We start from the raw sequence: 14,699 nt of genomic DNA, 5'->3' as shown, positions 1-14,699 counted from the left end.
TCAGCCGCCCTTCCGGAGCGTCAGCGGCAGGACGGCGCCGCCCTGGCGCCACCGGCCGTCCAACGTCCCGCCGTCGGCCGACAACGCCCCCTCGAACTCGCCGATGCCACGCAGCTCGAAGGTGACGTTCTCGGCTTTGCGGGAGAGCTGGGCCACCAGCGGCAAGGGGCTCTGGTCTGGGCTCCGGAACAGCGCCAGGGTCCCTGCGGCGTCGGTCTTCACATCGAGCTGGATGCGCAGTTCGCCCTGGGGCGCCGCGATGACACCGGCCCAGGCGCCGTCCAGGCCCGAGACGACCGGCCGCGCCGGTGGAAGCCCCGGCGTCAGCCGTAGAGGCATGTCCGCGCCGTTCTGGGTGAGCGCGCCCACCCAGGCGCCGTCGTCCCATCTGCCCGCGAACTTCGCCCGCACCAGCGGCATCTCGAAACTGAGCGCGCCGTCCTCGGCCGTCACGTCGGCCATGGCCAGGGCGACGGTCGACTGGTCGGGGCTCTCGGCGTAGCCCTCCAGCCGTCCGTCGGGGGCCTTGCGGATGTGCGCGGCAAGGGTCAGTTCGATCCCGCCCGGCGTGACGACCTTGCCGATCCAGTCGCCGACGGGGTCCTGGGCGGCCGCGGTCCCGGTAAGCCCGAAGGCGGTGAGGGCGGCGACGAGGGTGACGATCTTCATGCGGCCAGGGTAAGCCCGGGGGCGTGCGCCGCCAACGAAAAGGGCGGCCGCATCGCTGCAGCCGCCCCATGATCACAGCTCGTACTCCGCCTTACGCCGGCTCGGCGCTGGGGCGGGGGGAGATGGGCACGGCCACCGAGGGGCCGCTCGGCCGCTTGGTGTCGCTCTCCTCGCGATGGGGCTTCACGCCCTTCATCACATTGATGATCTCGTCGCCGGAGAGGGTCTCGTACTCCAGCAGGGCCTTGGCCAGGGTGTGCAGATCCTCCAAGCGCTCGGTGAGGATGCGCTTGGCTTCCTCGTAGCCCGCCTGGACGAGGCGCTTGACCTCCTCGTCGATCAGCTTGGCCGTCTCTTCCGAGACGTTCTGGGTGCGCGACACCGAGTGGCCCAGGAAGACCTCCTCCTGGTTGTCGCCATAGGCCACCAGGCCCAGCTTGTCCGAATAGCCCCAGCGGGTGACCATGTTGCGGGCCAGGCCCGTGGCGGCCTGAATGTCGCTCGATGCGCCCGAGGTGATCTTGTCCTTGCCGAAGATCAGCTCCTCGGCCACCCGGCCAGCCATCATGATCGCCAGGCGCGAGGTCATCTGCTCGTAGTTCATGGAGTAGCGGTCGCCTTCCGGCAGCTGCATCACCATGCCGAGCGCGCGGCCGCGCGGAATGATCGTGGCCTTGTGAACCGGGTCGGCCGAGGGGACCGTCAGCGCCACCAGGGCGTGGCCGCCTTCGTGATAGGCGGTGTTCTTCTTCTCTTCCTCGGTCATGACCATGGACCGGCGCTCGGCGCCCATCATGACCTTGTCCTTGGCGTCCTCGAAGTCGCGCATGGTGACCATGCGGCGGTTCTTGCGGGCGGCCATCAGGGCGGCCTCGTTGACCAGGTTGGCCAGGTCGGCGCCCGAGAAGCCGGGGGTGCCGCGGGCGACGGTCTTCACGTCGACGTCGGCGGCCAGGGGCACGTTCTTCATGTGGACGCGCAGGATCCGCTCGCGGCCCGACACGTCGGGGTTCGGCACCACCACCTGGCGGTCGAAACGACCCGGACGCAGCAGGGCCGGGTCCAGCACGTCGGGACGGTTGGTGGCGGCGATCAGGATGATGCCTTCGTTCGCCTCGAAGCCGTCCATCTCGACCAGCAGCTGGTTGAGGGTCTGCTCGCGCTCGTCGTTGCCGCCGCCCAGGCCCGCGCCACGATGGCGGCCCACGGCGTCGATTTCGTCGATGAAGATGATGCAGGGGGCGTTCTTCTTGGCCTGTTCGAACATGTCGCGCACGCGGCTCGCGCCGACGCCGACGAACATCTCCACGAAGTCCGAGCCCGAGATGGTGAAGAACGGCACGCCCGCCTCACCCGCGACGGCGCGGGCCAGCAGGGTCTTACCCGTGCCGGGCGGGCCGACGAGCAGGGCGCCCTTGGGGATCTTGCCGCCCAGGCGCTGGAATTTCTGCGGGTCCTTCAGGAAGTCGACGATCTCGGTCAGTTCTTCCTTGGCCTCGTCCACGCCGGCCACGTCCTCGAAGGTGACGCGGTTCTTGTTCTCGGTCAGCAGGCGCGCCTTCGACTTGCCGAAGCCCATGGCGCCGCGCGCGCCGCCCTGCATCTGGCGCATGAAGAAGATCCAGACGCCGATCAGCAGCAGGATCGGCAGGGCGTTGAGGAAGAAGCTCAGGAGCCCGGGACCGCTGGCCGGCTTCACCGCGATATCCGCGCCCTGTCCCTCGAGCCGCTTCACCAGGTCGTCCTGATTGTTCGGCGTGATGGTCTGATAGGTGCGGTTGGACTGGTCGGTGACCTCGACCACCGCGCCGCGGATGGTCGCCTTCTTCACCTCGCCCGCGTTCACCTTGGTGAGGAGCTGCGAATAGGTGATGTCCTGGGCGCTGGCGTTGGCCCGGCCACCCCCCGTCATCATGGAGTAGAGCCCGATCAGGACGACGACGATGACGCCCCAGATGACGAGATTGCGGAGGTTCATGAGCGGACCGTTCCAAACATAGGCGGCGTAGGGACCATAGATAGGACGCCGACCGGTGATAGACCACTTAACGCGGGCTGGCCGCGACCCTAGATCGCGCCTTGAGCATGGCCATGACCGTGCTCAAAACCATCTAGTTCGCAGGTTCGCCGGTCCCAACCGGAATTCGACGAAACCCGAAGCCATATACGCAAAAAGGGCCGCGCCGGTGGCGCAGCCCTTCACATAAGCATCTTTCGTGCCAGCTTTTAGGCCAGTCCAGCCTTAGCGCGACGGCTTCTTCGGCGCGGCGATCAGGCCTTCGCGCTGCGCGCGCTTGCGGGCCAGCTTGCGGGCGCGACGCACGGCTTCCGCCTTCTGGCGGGCGCGCTTCTCGGACGGCTTTTCGTAGTGCACGTGCCGCTTCATTTCGCGGAACGAGCCCTCGCGCTGCATCTTCTTCTTCAGCGCCTTGAGGGCCTGATCGACGTTGTTGTCGCGGACGAAAATCTGAACCAGGGGACTCTCTCCTGTTGAACGCTTGCCGCCCGCCTCCGCCGGCAAGAAAGGCGGCGAGCGAACAAATATAGGTCGCCCGGAGGCGTTAGCCTTCGGGTTGAGGGGCGCGCAGATAGCAGAAGGACGAAGGCCTGTCCACGGGACTCCGCGGGGTCAGGCGCCGAAGATCCAGCCCGGTGTCAGCGACGAGAGCTGGATTCCCACGAGGATCATCTGGTCGCTCGGCGACCCGAGGGTGATCACGACATCCGCCCCCACCTGCGCCACCGAGAAGGTCGTGCCGGGGTCCAGCAGCACCCGGTCGCCCTCCGCCAGGTTGAAATCGAACACGCTGTCGATCCCCGCGTCCGAGGAAGTGTGGAACAGGTCGGCGCCGGCCCCGCCGGTCATGGTGTCCGAGCCGCGGTCTCCCGAGACATAGTCGTCCCCGTCGCCGCCTGAGAGGGTGTCGTTCCCCTGGCCGCCCCGGACGGTGTCGTTTCCGCTTCCGCCATGGACGGTGTCGTCGCCCAGGTTGCCGAACACCACGTCGCCGCCGGCGTCGCCGAAGAGCACGTCGTTGTCCTTGCCGCCCACCACCCAGTCGTCGCCGTCGCCTCCCGACGCCGTGTCGTTGCCGGTATTGCCGTGAATGTCGTCGAAGGCCGCGCCTCCGATGATGGAGTCGTTCCCGTCCTCGCCCCGCAGGTAGCCACTGCCGGCGCCACCCTCGATCGTGTCGTTCCCGGCGCCCGAGAAGATCCGGTCCGCGCCGGCGTTTCCGGCGATCCGGTTGGCGAGGGCGTTGCCGTTGATGGTGTCGGCGCCGAAGCCGCCGATCGCGTTCTCGATCTTCGCGCCCTGGGCTACAGCCACATTGCCCACCAGCGAGCCGACGTTCGAGAAGAACCCTTCGCGCAGGTCGATCGTCTGGTTCTGGGAATAGCCGGAGAAGTCGAAGGTGTCGTTCCCGCCGGCGTCCCAGACCGCGAAGATCAGCCGCGTGGAGCTGCTGGTCGCGGCGAACCAGTCGCGGCCCGCGTTGGCGTTGAACCCGTAGACGGTGTCGCCCGTCCGGGTGGTCATGTTGGCTCCGTACTCGATCTGGGCGGCGCGGATGTCGTCGAGCTGCGGCGCCGAGGCGTAGCGGCCGCCATAGCTGGCGCCCGTGTTGCTCTCGGAGAAGTAGCTCATGACCGTGTACTGGCGGGTGTCCTCGTAATACTCCGCGTCGCTCGAATAGGTGATGGCCCCACCGTCGGCGGTGGAATTGTAGTCTCCCGGGTGAGCCAGGCCGATGGCGTGGCCGATCTCGTGGATCAGCACGTGCGCGCCGTAGTTTCCCATGCTGGGGATCGAGTTCGAGCCCGCGGTGATGTTGATCCACACATCCCCCGCCGTGCTGCTGGCGGCGGTGCTGCCGGGGTAGCTCGCGAAGGCGGACGAGCCGCTTTCGCCGCTCGTGTAGTTGGAGAACAGGATCGCGGCGTTGTTGGAGTAGGCCTCCTCGCCCTCGGCTCCCGATCCGACCCGGACGAAGGTGATGTTCGCCACGTCCGACCAGGCCGCCAAGGCCTGTTCGGCCTGGTAGATCTGCTGGGCGTTGAAGCGTTGGAAGCCCTCGGTGTCGCTGGGCATGTTGAAGGGGGCCGACGAGCGGAAGGCGTAGGTGACCGTGAAGGCCTGGCCGGCCGTTCCGCCCCACCCCGGATAGGGCTGCATCGTATCGGGGTCGAAGCCGGTCATCTGCAGGCCGGCCCGATCGATTGAGAAGCTCTGCTTGCCGTTGACGACGGCGCCGGATCGCTGATCGGCGTTGAGGTAGCCTTGAAGGGCTCCTTCCCCACCGTCCTCGACCACGGTCACGGCCCCGCGGCACACCGGGCAGGCGCAGCCCAGCGGCGCTTCGCCGCCGAAGGGACGCACGCCCTGCGCGAAGATGTCCGTGGCCGCCTGGGCGGTGTCGGTGGCGGAAGCGAAGGGCATGGTCACACTCTACTGTCGCCCATCCCCTTCATTCGCTTAAGGGAATAGGTGAATTCCATCAATGTGCGGAGCCTGCGACGCCCGCGCGCATCTGTAGATACGCGGCGTCCCGGCGCCCGGATGGCGCGAGCTTGCCGCGTTTCGCACGCGCCAGCCAGCGTTCCCCAGACTGGCGCCCACCTCGCCATTGACCGCGCCTGCCGCACGCGGGACTTAAGGCGCGCACAGCCTCACGCCGGAGAGACCGCCCTGTCCGCCACCCCGATCAAGATCGCCATCGCCGGCGCCCTGGGCCGCATGGGTCAGGCGGTGGCGACGGCCATGGCGCAGGACCCCGCGCTCGAGCTGGTCGCCCGCTTCGATCGGCCCGACGCGCAGGGGGAGGGTCTCGTATCCCAGGCCGAGGCGCTGGCCGTGGCCCAGGTGGTGATCGACTTCACGCGCCCCGCGGCCTCGGCCGCCCTGGCTGCGGCGGCAGCCGAGCGTGGCGTGGCCGTGGTGATCGGCTCCACGGGTTTCGAGGGCGAGCACATCGCCGCGGTCGCGCAGGCGGCAAGGCGGACGGCGATTGTCCGGGCGGGCAATTTCTCCCTGGGCGTGAACATGCTGATGGGCCTGGTGCGCCAGGCGGCCCGCGCCCTTCCTGCCGAGTCCTACGATATCGAGATCACCGAGGCCCACCATCGGCACAAGGTGGACGCGCCCTCGGGCACGGCGCTGATGCTGGGCGAAGCGGCGGCCGAGGGCCGGGGCGTGGAGCTGGGCGAGGTGTCGCGCCGCACCCGTGACGGGATCACCGGCGAGCGGCCCGTGGGAGAGATCGGCTTCTCGGTCATCCGCGGCGGCGGGATCGTGGGGGAGCACAGCGTGATGTTCGCCGCCGACGACGAGATACTGACCCTGTCGCACTCGGGCCGGGACCGCACCCTGTTCGCGCGGGGCGCCCTGGTCGCTGCGCGGTGGGTCGCGAGCCGCCCGCCCGGTGAATACGACATGCAGGACGTCCTGGGGCTTAGGGAGCGCTAGCGCGTTGATCGAGCTGCTCGACCAGGACGCCACCAGCCAGCTCATCGCCCTGGCGTCGAAGCGGGTGTCGGCGGTCGAGCTGCTGAAGATGTCTCTGGCGCGCCACGCCGAGACCCACGCGCAGATCAACGCGGTGGTGGCCGCCGATCCCGAACGGGCGCTGGAGCGGGCGCGGGCGATGGACGACGCGCGGGTGCGGGGCGAAGCGCTGGGCCCGCTCGCTGGTCTGCCCATGACGGTGAAGGACACCTTCGACGTCGCCGGTATGGCCGCCTCCTCGGGACTTCCCGAACTGCGCCGCCGGATGACCGCGGACGCGGCGGCGGTCAGCCATGCCCGCCGGGCCGGGGCGGTGATCTGGGGAAAGACCAACACGCCGGCGATGGCCGGCGACTGGCAGACGTACAACGCCCTCTACGGCGCGACGAACAACCCGTGGGACCTTGCGCGCACGTCCGGGGGTTCCTCGGGCGGGGCCGCGGCGGCGCTGGCGGCGCAGGTCACCGCCCTGGAGATCGGCTCGGACATCGGCGGGTCGCTGCGCGTGCCGGCCAGCTTCTGCGGCGTTTTCAGCCATAAGCCGACCTGGGGCCTGGTCTCGCAACGGGGGCACGTGCCGCCCAGCCCCGACAGTCATGTGGAGCGGGACCTGAACGTGGTGGGGCCGATGGCGCGCTCGGCCCGCGACCTGCGGCTCCTGCTGTCGGTGATCGAGGCCGGGCCGCTGGCGCCCAAGGCGCCGCCCGCGGACCTGAAGGAGACGAAGATCGGCTTGTGGCTGGATGACCCGCTCTGCCCCCTGGATCCGGCGGTGCGTGCGGTCCTGGAGGGATTCGCCGAGGAGCTTCGCGCGGCGGGGGCGGAGGTGGAGCCGATCGCCAGTCCGGTCGACATGCGCGCCCTCCTGCATGCGTACCAGACCCTGCTGGGCGCCGTCCTCGGTGAGGACATGCCGCCCCGCATGCTGCGCAGCATGGAGCTGATGCGCCCCTTCGCCCGGCGGGCCCTGGCGCGCGGCGCCGGACCGCTGTCGAACGCCGCCGTGACCATGGCCTACACGGCGCGTCACCGGGAGTGGATGGCCGCCGATGCGGTGCGCCAGCGCCTACGGCACGAGATCGGCGCGGCCTTCGACCGCTATGCCGTCGTCCTGGCGCCCGTCGCCCCCGTCCCCGCCTTCCCGCATGACCGGCGAGCCTTTGCGCGCCGGTCGCTGAAGATCTCGGATGGGCGGACGATCCCGTACAACGCCATGCTCACCTGGGTCAGCACGGCCACGGCGTTGCGCCTGCCGGCCACGACGGTTCCCGCCGGTCGCACGGCCGGGGGATTGCCGGTGGGCGCCCAGCTCATCGGGCCGCTGGGCGGCGACGCCCGGACCCTCGCCGTGGCCCAGGCGATCGACGAGGCCGTGCGCGGGTTCGAGCCGCCGCCCCTGAACCTTCCCCCGCTCGACGGAGGCCGCTGAGGGGGGGAAGGCGAGGTCAGGGTCAGTGGTGGTGCTGGCCCTGAGCCGGCGGCCCCATGCCCACCACGAAGCTGGCCTTGACCTTGGCGCCGCTGGCGAACGTCAGGGTCACCGGTATGGCGTCGCCGGCCTTGAGCGCCCGTGTCAGCCCCATGAACATCAGGTGATAGCCGCCAGGGGCGAACGCCACCTTGGCGCCTGGGGCGATGGCCACGCGGTCCTGGCGCTTCATGGAGGCCATGCCGCCGGACATCGTCGTCTGGTGGATCTGGGTCTCCCGCGCCCAGGGCGTCTCGGCGGCCACGAGCGCGTCGGCGGTCTTGTCCGGATTGGACAGGGTCATGAAGCCGCCGCCGGTCGCGCCCTGGGCGGCGGGGCGGCTCCAGGCGCCCTGGACGGCCGGCGCGGCCTGGGCGGCGCCGGCGATGGAGAGGGCCGCGAGGGCGGCGAATGCGAGTCTCATGGTTGGCATCCTAGTGATGATCGTGGCCGCCTTCGGGCGGCGGCGCGGGGATGAGGGTGACGACGGGCGCGGGCTGTCGGGGCCGCGGCCCGCCGGGTGGCGTGGGCTCGCCCCACAAGGTGTCCCTGGCGCCGCAGGTCTGCAACGCCGGGAAGGCCAGGGGCCCGGCGCGCTCCGGCAAGTGGACCAGCATGACGAACTCCTCGAACTGGTCGGCGGGCAGCGGGCCGCCGCGCCACCGGATCGCGCGCACGACATCGCCCTCGCGATCGACCTCCAACGTCCAGCCCGGTTTCGGCTGGGGCCGGGCGGCGAGCGTCCCGGGCGGGATGCGGATGGTGACGGCGGTGGTGGCGTCGCCGCTGCAGCCGTGACCGACGCCGAACCGCAACACCTGATAGGCGCCTGGCGCGGCCGTCGTAGGCTGGATGCTCACATGGGCCTGCGTGGCCCCGGCGGTGAAGGTCGCCAGGGCGAAGGCGATCGGCCTCAGAAGGTCCATGTGACGCCTCCGAAGACGCTGCGGCCGTCGCCGGGCCAGTAGGCGGCGCTGGCCGCGGTGGCCCGGATCTGGGCCTGGACGTTCGAGATGTAGGCCTTGTCGGCCAGGTTCCGGGCGTCGACGAACAGGGCGACCCGCTCGTTCACCCGATAGCCCGCGCCAAGGCCCCAGATGGCATAGGACGGCGCCTTGGTGGTGTTGGCGAAATCGACCCAGACGTCCGACGCCGACCACTCCACCGTCGGAGCGACCCACCAGCCGGCCGGGTGCTCGTAGCGCAGCTCGGCCCGATAGACGTGCTCGGGCACGATCGGCAGGCGGTTGTCGAAATACTGGCTGTCGTTCCGGAAGCGGAAGTCGGACCAGGTCCAGGCCTGGCGCAGGCGCAAGCCCTGGCCGACCTGCCAGTCCAGCGCCGCCTCGACCCCCTGGTGGATCGTCTCGTCGGCGTTGAAGGTCGAGGCAGGACGGTCGGCGGACACCGTGTACTGGAGCAGCTCCCGGTCGAGCCACGCCCGATAGAAGGTGATGTCCCATAGGAAGGGGCCGTGGCGGCCGCGCGTGCCGACCTCGGCGGTCCAGGCCTGTTGCGCCTTCACGGGAGCGAACCCGGTTCCGGTCGGCGAGAGCGAGCCGTTGTTCGGAGGCTCCACGGACTTCGTCAGGTTAGCGAAGACCTGGATGCCGTCCTCGCCTTCCCAGAGCACGCCGATGCGGGGCGCGAGCCAGTCGTAGTCCTTCGAGGCTTTGAGGTTGAACGTCGAGCCGACGCCGGGGATGGCGTACTGCTGGTAGTCGCGGGTGGCTCTGCCCCAGGTGGCGCCGCCGACCAGGGCGAGCCGGTCGGCGACGAACAGGCGGCCTTCGGCGAAGGCGTCGATGGCCTCGGCGTTCTGGCGGGTCCGGGAGGTCGGCGCGCCGCGGGCGCCCTTCACATTGACATAGAAGTTGGAGTCCAGGTCGCCGGCCCGGAGCCAGAGCCCCGCGTAGGCGTCGGCGCGCCGCCCGCCGAGCTCGCCTTGCCAATCGAGGCGACCGAAGGCGCCGTAGTTGCGGCTCTCCTGGTCGATCACCTGGAAGATCGGATGGTCCAGGTCCTTCCAGACGCCATAAACGGCGCCCTCGAAGACGGTGGTTTCGTTCAGGCGCCAGGTGCTCCTGAGCGAGGTGCGCACCCCGCGCTGGTTGCGACCCTGGTCGTTGGCGTAGTTGCCGGCCGTGGCCTGGCGGGGATTGGCGTCGAACTGGGCGCGGGTCAGGGCGCCGGGGATTTCCTGTGCGATGTTGGAGCCGTTGACGACCAGGCGGAACTCCCGGTCATCCCCGAAGGCGCGGCCGATGTTGAGCGTGCCGAACTGGATGTTCTGCTGGCTCTGCGGGCGCCAGCCCTGGCCGGTCTGGTTGGTGGCGGCCGCGTAGAGGTCCCAGTCGCCATGCTGGCGCGCGACCGCCAGGTGCTCCCGCAGCAAGCCGAAGCTGCCGCCGTCGATGCGCAGGCGATTCTCGAAGCCCGCGGTGCGGCCGGTCGGCGCGACCATGTTGATCGCCCCGCCCAGCAGGGCGCCGCCGAAGCGCAGGGCGTTGCCGCCGCGGTAGACCTCGGTGAAACGGGTGTTCAGCGGGTCGGCGATCTGGCTGTCGCCGTAGCCGTCGGCCTCGTTCAGCGGCACTCCGTCCTGGGCGATCAGGAGCCCGCGGTTGTGGTTGGCGTTGCCGATGCCCGACCCTCGGATCGAGATGCGCAGGTCGCCGCCCCACTTCTTCTGGACGTAGACGCCTGGCGCATCCCGCAGGACGTCGTCCAGCGCGACGGCGAAGCGCCGCTCGTAGGATTCCTGGGAGATGACCGAGACGGCGCCGGGGGTTTCGGACAGGCGCTGGCGGGCGTCCTGGACGACCGGCGGGTCTTCGGGGTTGCGGACGCCGGTGACGATCACCGAGTCGACGGTGTTGGCGGCCTCGTCGGCCGCGAGCGCGCCCGTGGGCGCGGCGCAGGCTGCAAGCAGCAGCGCGCGAAGGGTGGTTCGCATGGGAGATGATTTCCAGACACGTGAAGACAGGCGCGCACAGGCGGCGCGCCGGCGAGGTCGTCAGGCGTCGGAGGAGGGAGGGCCCTGGCCCGGCGGGCGCGGTGGTGCGCGGGCCGGCGGGGTGAGGAAGCGCGGCGGCGTCGCAGGATCCGCCGCCTGGGCCGAATAGGCCACGCGCTGGACCGTGGCGGTCGGCGCGGGCGCGATGGCCGAGGCGGGGCAGACGCAGTGGTCGCAGCTGTGATCGCCGTCATCCGCGGGGGTGGGCGCGCCCGAGGGCGCCATTCCGCCGTCAGCGCAGATCAGCAGCGACCCGTCGGGCAGGCGGGGGCCCGACGCGGCGAAGGCCGGGGCCAGCATCTGGACCAGCAGGATGAACGCCGCGCATAGCGCGATCATCCCGCGCCGCTCGGCGCGCCCGGCCCTGGTCCCCGCGTGTCCCACGCACGGCCTCCTAAACCGATCCCGGGATTCCGCAAGCCGGCGGCGCAGGCCATAGTGGCGGCGACAGCGAAATCGGAGACCTGATGGAAGGCCACGTCGAAACCGGCGCGTACAAGGATGTCGTCCTGTTTCTCGCGACGGCCGGGGTCGTGGTGCCGCTCTTCCGCCGGTGGAAGATCAGTCCAATCCTGGGCTTCCTCGGCGCCGGGGTCGTGCTGGGCCCCTATGGGCTGGGCAGCCTGTCGCATGATGTGACGTGGCTGGAAGCCTTCACGATCGACAATCCCGACGAGCTGTCGCAGCTCGCCGAACTCGGGGTCGTCTTCCTGCTGTTCATGATCGGGCTCGAGCTGTCGTGGGAGCGTCTCCGTGCGATGCGACGCTATGTGTTCGGCCTGGGCGCGCTGCAGGTGGGCCTGTGCCTGTCGGTGATCGCCGGCGCCGCGGTCGCCATCGGCCAGCCGCCGTCCGCGGCGCTCGCCCTGGGGGCGGCGCTGGCCCTTTCGTCCACCGCCATCGTCATGCCCATCCTGGCCGAACAGAAGCGCCAGCATGCCCAGGCGGGGCGCGCGACCTTCTCGGTGCTGCTGTTCCAGGATCTGGCCGTCGCGCCCATCCTCGTGACCCTGACGCTCCTGGGGCGCACCAGCGGCGACGCGCCGTTGCTGAACTTCGCGCTGTCCCTGGCGCCGGCGATCGTCGGGCTTGGCGTCCTGTTCGTGCTGGGGCGGGTGCTCCTGCGACCCATGCTGCGCTCGGTCGCCCGGGCGCGCAGCGAGGAGCTGTTCCTGGCCGCGTCCCTCCTGGTCGTCGTCGGCGCCGGCCTGGTCAGCGCCCTGGCGGGGCTCTCGATGGCGCTCGGCGCCTTCGTCGCCGGCCTGCTCCTGGCCGAGACCGAGTTCCGACACGAGGTCGAGGTCCGCGTCGAGCCGTTCAAGGGGCTCCTGCTCGGCCTGTTCTTCATCTCCGTCGGCATCGGCCTCAACGTGCCGCTGCTGCTCGAACGTCCGTGGGCGATCGTGGGCATCGCCGCGGGGCTGCTCGTGTTGAACACGGCGGTGGTCTTCGGCCTTGCTCGTGTATTCGGCCTCAAGACCCGAAGCGCCATCGAGGCCGCCCTGCTGCTCGCCGGCGCAGGCGAGTTCGCCTTCGTGATCCTCGGCCAGGCGATGACCGAGCGCCTGGTGGAACGGTCCGTCGGCGAGACCGTACTCGTGGCCGCGACGCTGACGATGTTCACCATCCCCCTCCTGTCCCAGCTCAGCCTGCGCCTGAGCGGGCGCCAGGTGACGCCAGCCGAACTGCCCCCGGAGCCTCCGGGGGGCGAAGCCGCGACCGACCCTGGCGTGCTGGTGATCGGCTATGGTCGCGTGGGCCGGCTCGTGGGCGACATGCTGCGGCGGCACGAGATCGCCTGGGTCGGGGCCGACCTCGACGCCAAGCTGGTCGAGCAGGGTCGTCGCGCCGGCGAAAGCATCTACTTCGGCGACGCCTCACGGGCGGAATTCCTGCTGCGGTGCGGCCTGGCCGAGGCGCGGGCGCTGGTGGTCACCATGGACAACCCCGAGGGGGTCGAGGCCATCGTGGCCGTCGCGCGAGAACTGCGTCCCGACCTGACCATCGTCGCCCGGGCCCGGGACGCCCGTCACGCCCAGCGGCTCTATGACCTCGGCGCCACGGACGCCGTACCCGAGACCGTCGAAGCCAGCCTGCAGCTATCCGAGGCCGTTCTGGTCGAGATCGGCGTGCCGATGGGCCTCGTCATCGCCTCGATCCACGAGCGGCGTGACGAATTCCGCGCCGCGCTGAACCGCCCGGACTCGCTCGGCGGGCGTTCACGCCGATTCCAGCGTGACCGAAGCGGCTGAACGGCGCCGGAAACGGGGCGGCGAAGAAAAATTTCATCGGCGGTTCATGCGGGCGGAACCAAGCGTGACCTTGCTGCGTTGGGCAGCCAGACGTCGGGCGGCCGAGGGTCGGGGAATTGCGCATGTCACGAAGCGAGCAACCGTTGGGGGCCGGTTCCGGCTCCCCCGGACACTCCGGGCAGGCTGCGTCACCCGGCCGTCTATTCAAGAATTGCCAAGGGCTTGCGTCAGAATACGACGGACGCGGCGCCAGCGGCGCTGCAGAATCGGCAATGTCTTCGCTATGACGGCGAGGCTGGCGCACACGACGCCAGACGGGGCGATCCGGGCCACTGTGCCTGCGCATCGTTCGCAAACGGCGTCGTTTGCGGGCGAGGCGCCGGGCGGCGTCCTGGCTAAGCTTGGGAAGGCAGGCGAATTTGCGCTGCGAGTGTGGCTCTGGCGACACTTTCGCAACGGGTCGGCCTTGTTATAACGGCGGCTGGGTCAAACGGCCGCACCACCTGAGGGCAACGAGAGGGCTCTGATTATGAAGTTGAAACTCCTGGCAGGGGCCGCAATGGCAGCGGCGTTCGCCGCCTCCGGCGCGTCCGCGCAAGAAGGCTGGTACGGCGCAGTCGACCTCGGATATCACTGGCCGCAGGAATTCGAGCTCAAGTCGGCGAACAACGCGCCGAACGGCGTCCCCTATGACTGGGAATTCAACCAGGAAGAGGACTGGGCCGGCTTCGCTCGCCTTGGCTACCAGCTCAACAGCAACTGGCGCGTCGAGCTCGAGCTCGGCTACCGCGGCGGCGACATCGAGTCGATCCGCGGCGGCGGCAACCAGGCTGTCGTCGGCCTGTGCACCCCCGGCGTGACCCGCACGGCCGCGTCGCCGGCCTGCGGTTCGCCCGACGGTGACGTGACGTCGTGGAGCCTGATGGGCAACATCATCTACGACATCCTGCCCGACTCGACGATCAACCCGTTCATCGGCGCGGGCATCGGCGTCAATCACGTCAAGGTGGACGTGACCGGCCAGTTCTCGAACGTGCCCGGCGCCACCGCCGCCACGGCGATCCAGAACCTGACCGTCGACGACGACGACACGGCTTTCGCCTACCAGTTCATCGCCGGCCTCGCCTGGAAGGCGACCGAGCAGCTGAGCGTCGACCTGACCTATCGCTATCTGTCGGGGTCTGATCTGGACTTCGCGTCCTCGAACAGCCTGGCGACGGGCCTGCAGCCCGGCGTGTTCTCGGGCGCCTATGAAGACCAGGCGGTGACGCTGGGTCTGCGGTACCTGTTCGCGGCTCCCCCGCCGCCCCCGCCGCCGCCCCCGCCGCCTCCGCCGCCTCCCCCGCCGCCTCCGCCTCCTCCGCCGCCGCCTCCGCCGCCGGCCTATGAGGCGAAGCAGTTCATCGTCTACTTCCCGTTCGATCAGTACGTGATCACGCCGGAAGCCCAGGCGGTGATCACCGACGCGGCGAACTACGCCAAGGCCGGCAACGCCACCCGCGTGGTGGTCGTGGGCCACGCCGACACCTCCGGTTCGGACGCCTACAACGTCCGCCTGTCCGAGCGCCGTGCGAAGGCCGTGGCCGACGCCCTGGTGGGTTCTGGCGTGGGCGCCGGCGCGCTGTCGGTCGACTGGAAGGGCGAGTCCATGCCCGCGGTCGCCACCGGCGACGGCGTGAAGGAACCGCTGAACCGCCGTTCGACGATCGACATCAACTTCTAAGTCGATCCACGACTGCGAATGAGATCGGGGCCCGGTGGAAACGCCGGGCCCTTTTCTTTTCCCTC

General features: G+C 69.9%; 12 protein-coding genes. 4 read left to right on the top strand and 8 right to left on the bottom strand.

Features of this window, described 5'->3' with window-relative positions; translation table 11 throughout:
* The 4 genes from DJ019_RS04560 to DJ019_RS21520 all read right to left on the bottom strand — a co-directional run bounded on the left by DJ019_RS04560 (position 1) and on the right by DJ019_RS21520 (position 5,110).
* The gene (locus tag DJ019_RS04560; RefSeq protein ID WP_111274823.1) at positions 1-669 is read right to left on the bottom strand and encodes a hypothetical protein; all 669 of its coding nucleotides are present in this window, start codon (positions 667-669) and stop codon (positions 1-3) included.
* Between the two features lie 91 nt (positions 670-760).
* Complete coding sequence (ftsH, locus tag DJ019_RS04555) at positions 761-2,647, bottom strand: ATP-dependent zinc metalloprotease FtsH (protein WP_111274822.1); 1,887 nt, start codon at positions 2,645-2,647, stop codon at positions 761-763.
* 264 nt (positions 2,648-2,911) lie between these two features.
* On the bottom strand, positions 2,912-3,145 hold the full coding sequence (rpsU, locus tag DJ019_RS04550; protein WP_111275467.1) for a 30S ribosomal protein S21: 234 nt from the start codon (positions 3,143-3,145) through the stop codon (positions 2,912-2,914).
* A gap of 153 nt (positions 3,146-3,298) precedes the next feature.
* Positions 3,299-5,110: a M57 family metalloprotease gene (locus DJ019_RS21520; RefSeq protein ID WP_111274821.1), complete on the bottom strand. Its 1,812-nt coding sequence runs from the start codon at positions 5,108-5,110 to the stop codon at positions 3,299-3,301.
* Positions 5,111-5,230: 120 nt separating this feature from the next.
* Between DJ019_RS21520 and dapB the strand changes: the two genes are divergently transcribed.
* Together dapB and DJ019_RS04535 are read left to right on the top strand one after the other, a co-directional pair.
* Positions 5,231-6,136, top strand: a complete 906-nt coding sequence (dapB, locus tag DJ019_RS04540) for a 4-hydroxy-tetrahydrodipicolinate reductase (RefSeq protein ID WP_111274820.1) — start codon at positions 5,231-5,233, stop codon at positions 6,134-6,136.
* A 4-nt stretch (positions 6,137-6,140) separates the two neighbouring features.
* Entirely contained in the window at positions 6,141-7,604 is a 1,464-nt protein-coding gene (locus DJ019_RS04535) for an amidase family protein (RefSeq protein ID WP_205854088.1), read from the top strand.
* Between the two features lie 22 nt (positions 7,605-7,626).
* Here DJ019_RS04535 and DJ019_RS04530 read toward each other — a convergent pair whose 3' ends face one another.
* Genes DJ019_RS04530 through DJ019_RS04515 form a run of 4 tightly spaced genes read right to left on the bottom strand, consistent with a single transcriptional unit; the run spans position 7,627 to position 10,998 of the window.
* The gene (locus DJ019_RS04530; RefSeq protein ID WP_165843895.1) at positions 7,627-8,067 is read right to left on the bottom strand and encodes a copper chaperone PCu(A)C; all 441 of its coding nucleotides are present in this window, start codon (positions 8,065-8,067) and stop codon (positions 7,627-7,629) included.
* A gap of 10 nt (positions 8,068-8,077) precedes the next feature.
* Positions 8,078-8,569, bottom strand: coding sequence for a YcnI family copper-binding membrane protein (locus DJ019_RS04525; RefSeq protein WP_111274818.1), 492 nt, complete (start codon positions 8,567-8,569; stop codon positions 8,078-8,080).
* Positions 8,557-10,599 (bottom strand): TonB-dependent receptor family protein, encoded by a 2,043-nt coding sequence (locus DJ019_RS04520; RefSeq protein ID WP_111274817.1) that lies wholly within the window; start codon positions 10,597-10,599, stop codon positions 8,557-8,559. Before DJ019_RS04520 ends, DJ019_RS04525 begins: the two co-directional genes overlap by 13 nt.
* Before the next feature lie 60 nt (positions 10,600-10,659).
* Positions 10,660-10,998, bottom strand: a complete 339-nt coding sequence (locus tag DJ019_RS04515) for a DUF2946 family protein (RefSeq protein WP_111274816.1) — start codon at positions 10,996-10,998, stop codon at positions 10,660-10,662.
* Between the two features lie 128 nt (positions 10,999-11,126).
* On the opposite strand from DJ019_RS04515, the gene DJ019_RS04510 reads away from it, so the two are divergent.
* Together DJ019_RS04510 and DJ019_RS04505 are read left to right on the top strand one after the other, a co-directional pair.
* A complete protein-coding gene (locus DJ019_RS04510) occupies positions 11,127-12,911 on the top strand; it encodes a cation:proton antiporter domain-containing protein (protein ID WP_111274815.1) in 1,785 nt (594 codons plus the stop codon).
* A gap of 529 nt (positions 12,912-13,440) precedes the next feature.
* The gene (locus DJ019_RS04505) at positions 13,441-14,634 is read left to right on the top strand and encodes an OmpA family protein (protein WP_111274814.1); all 1,194 of its coding nucleotides are present in this window, start codon (positions 13,441-13,443) and stop codon (positions 14,632-14,634) included.
* Positions 14,635-14,699 lie beyond the last annotated feature (65 nt).

It is taken from the genome of Phenylobacterium kunshanense, assembly GCF_003254525.1.
Lineage (GTDB): Bacteria > Pseudomonadota > Alphaproteobacteria > Caulobacterales > Caulobacteraceae > Phenylobacterium > Phenylobacterium kunshanense.
This window is presented reverse-complemented; position numbering and strand designations above follow the sequence as displayed.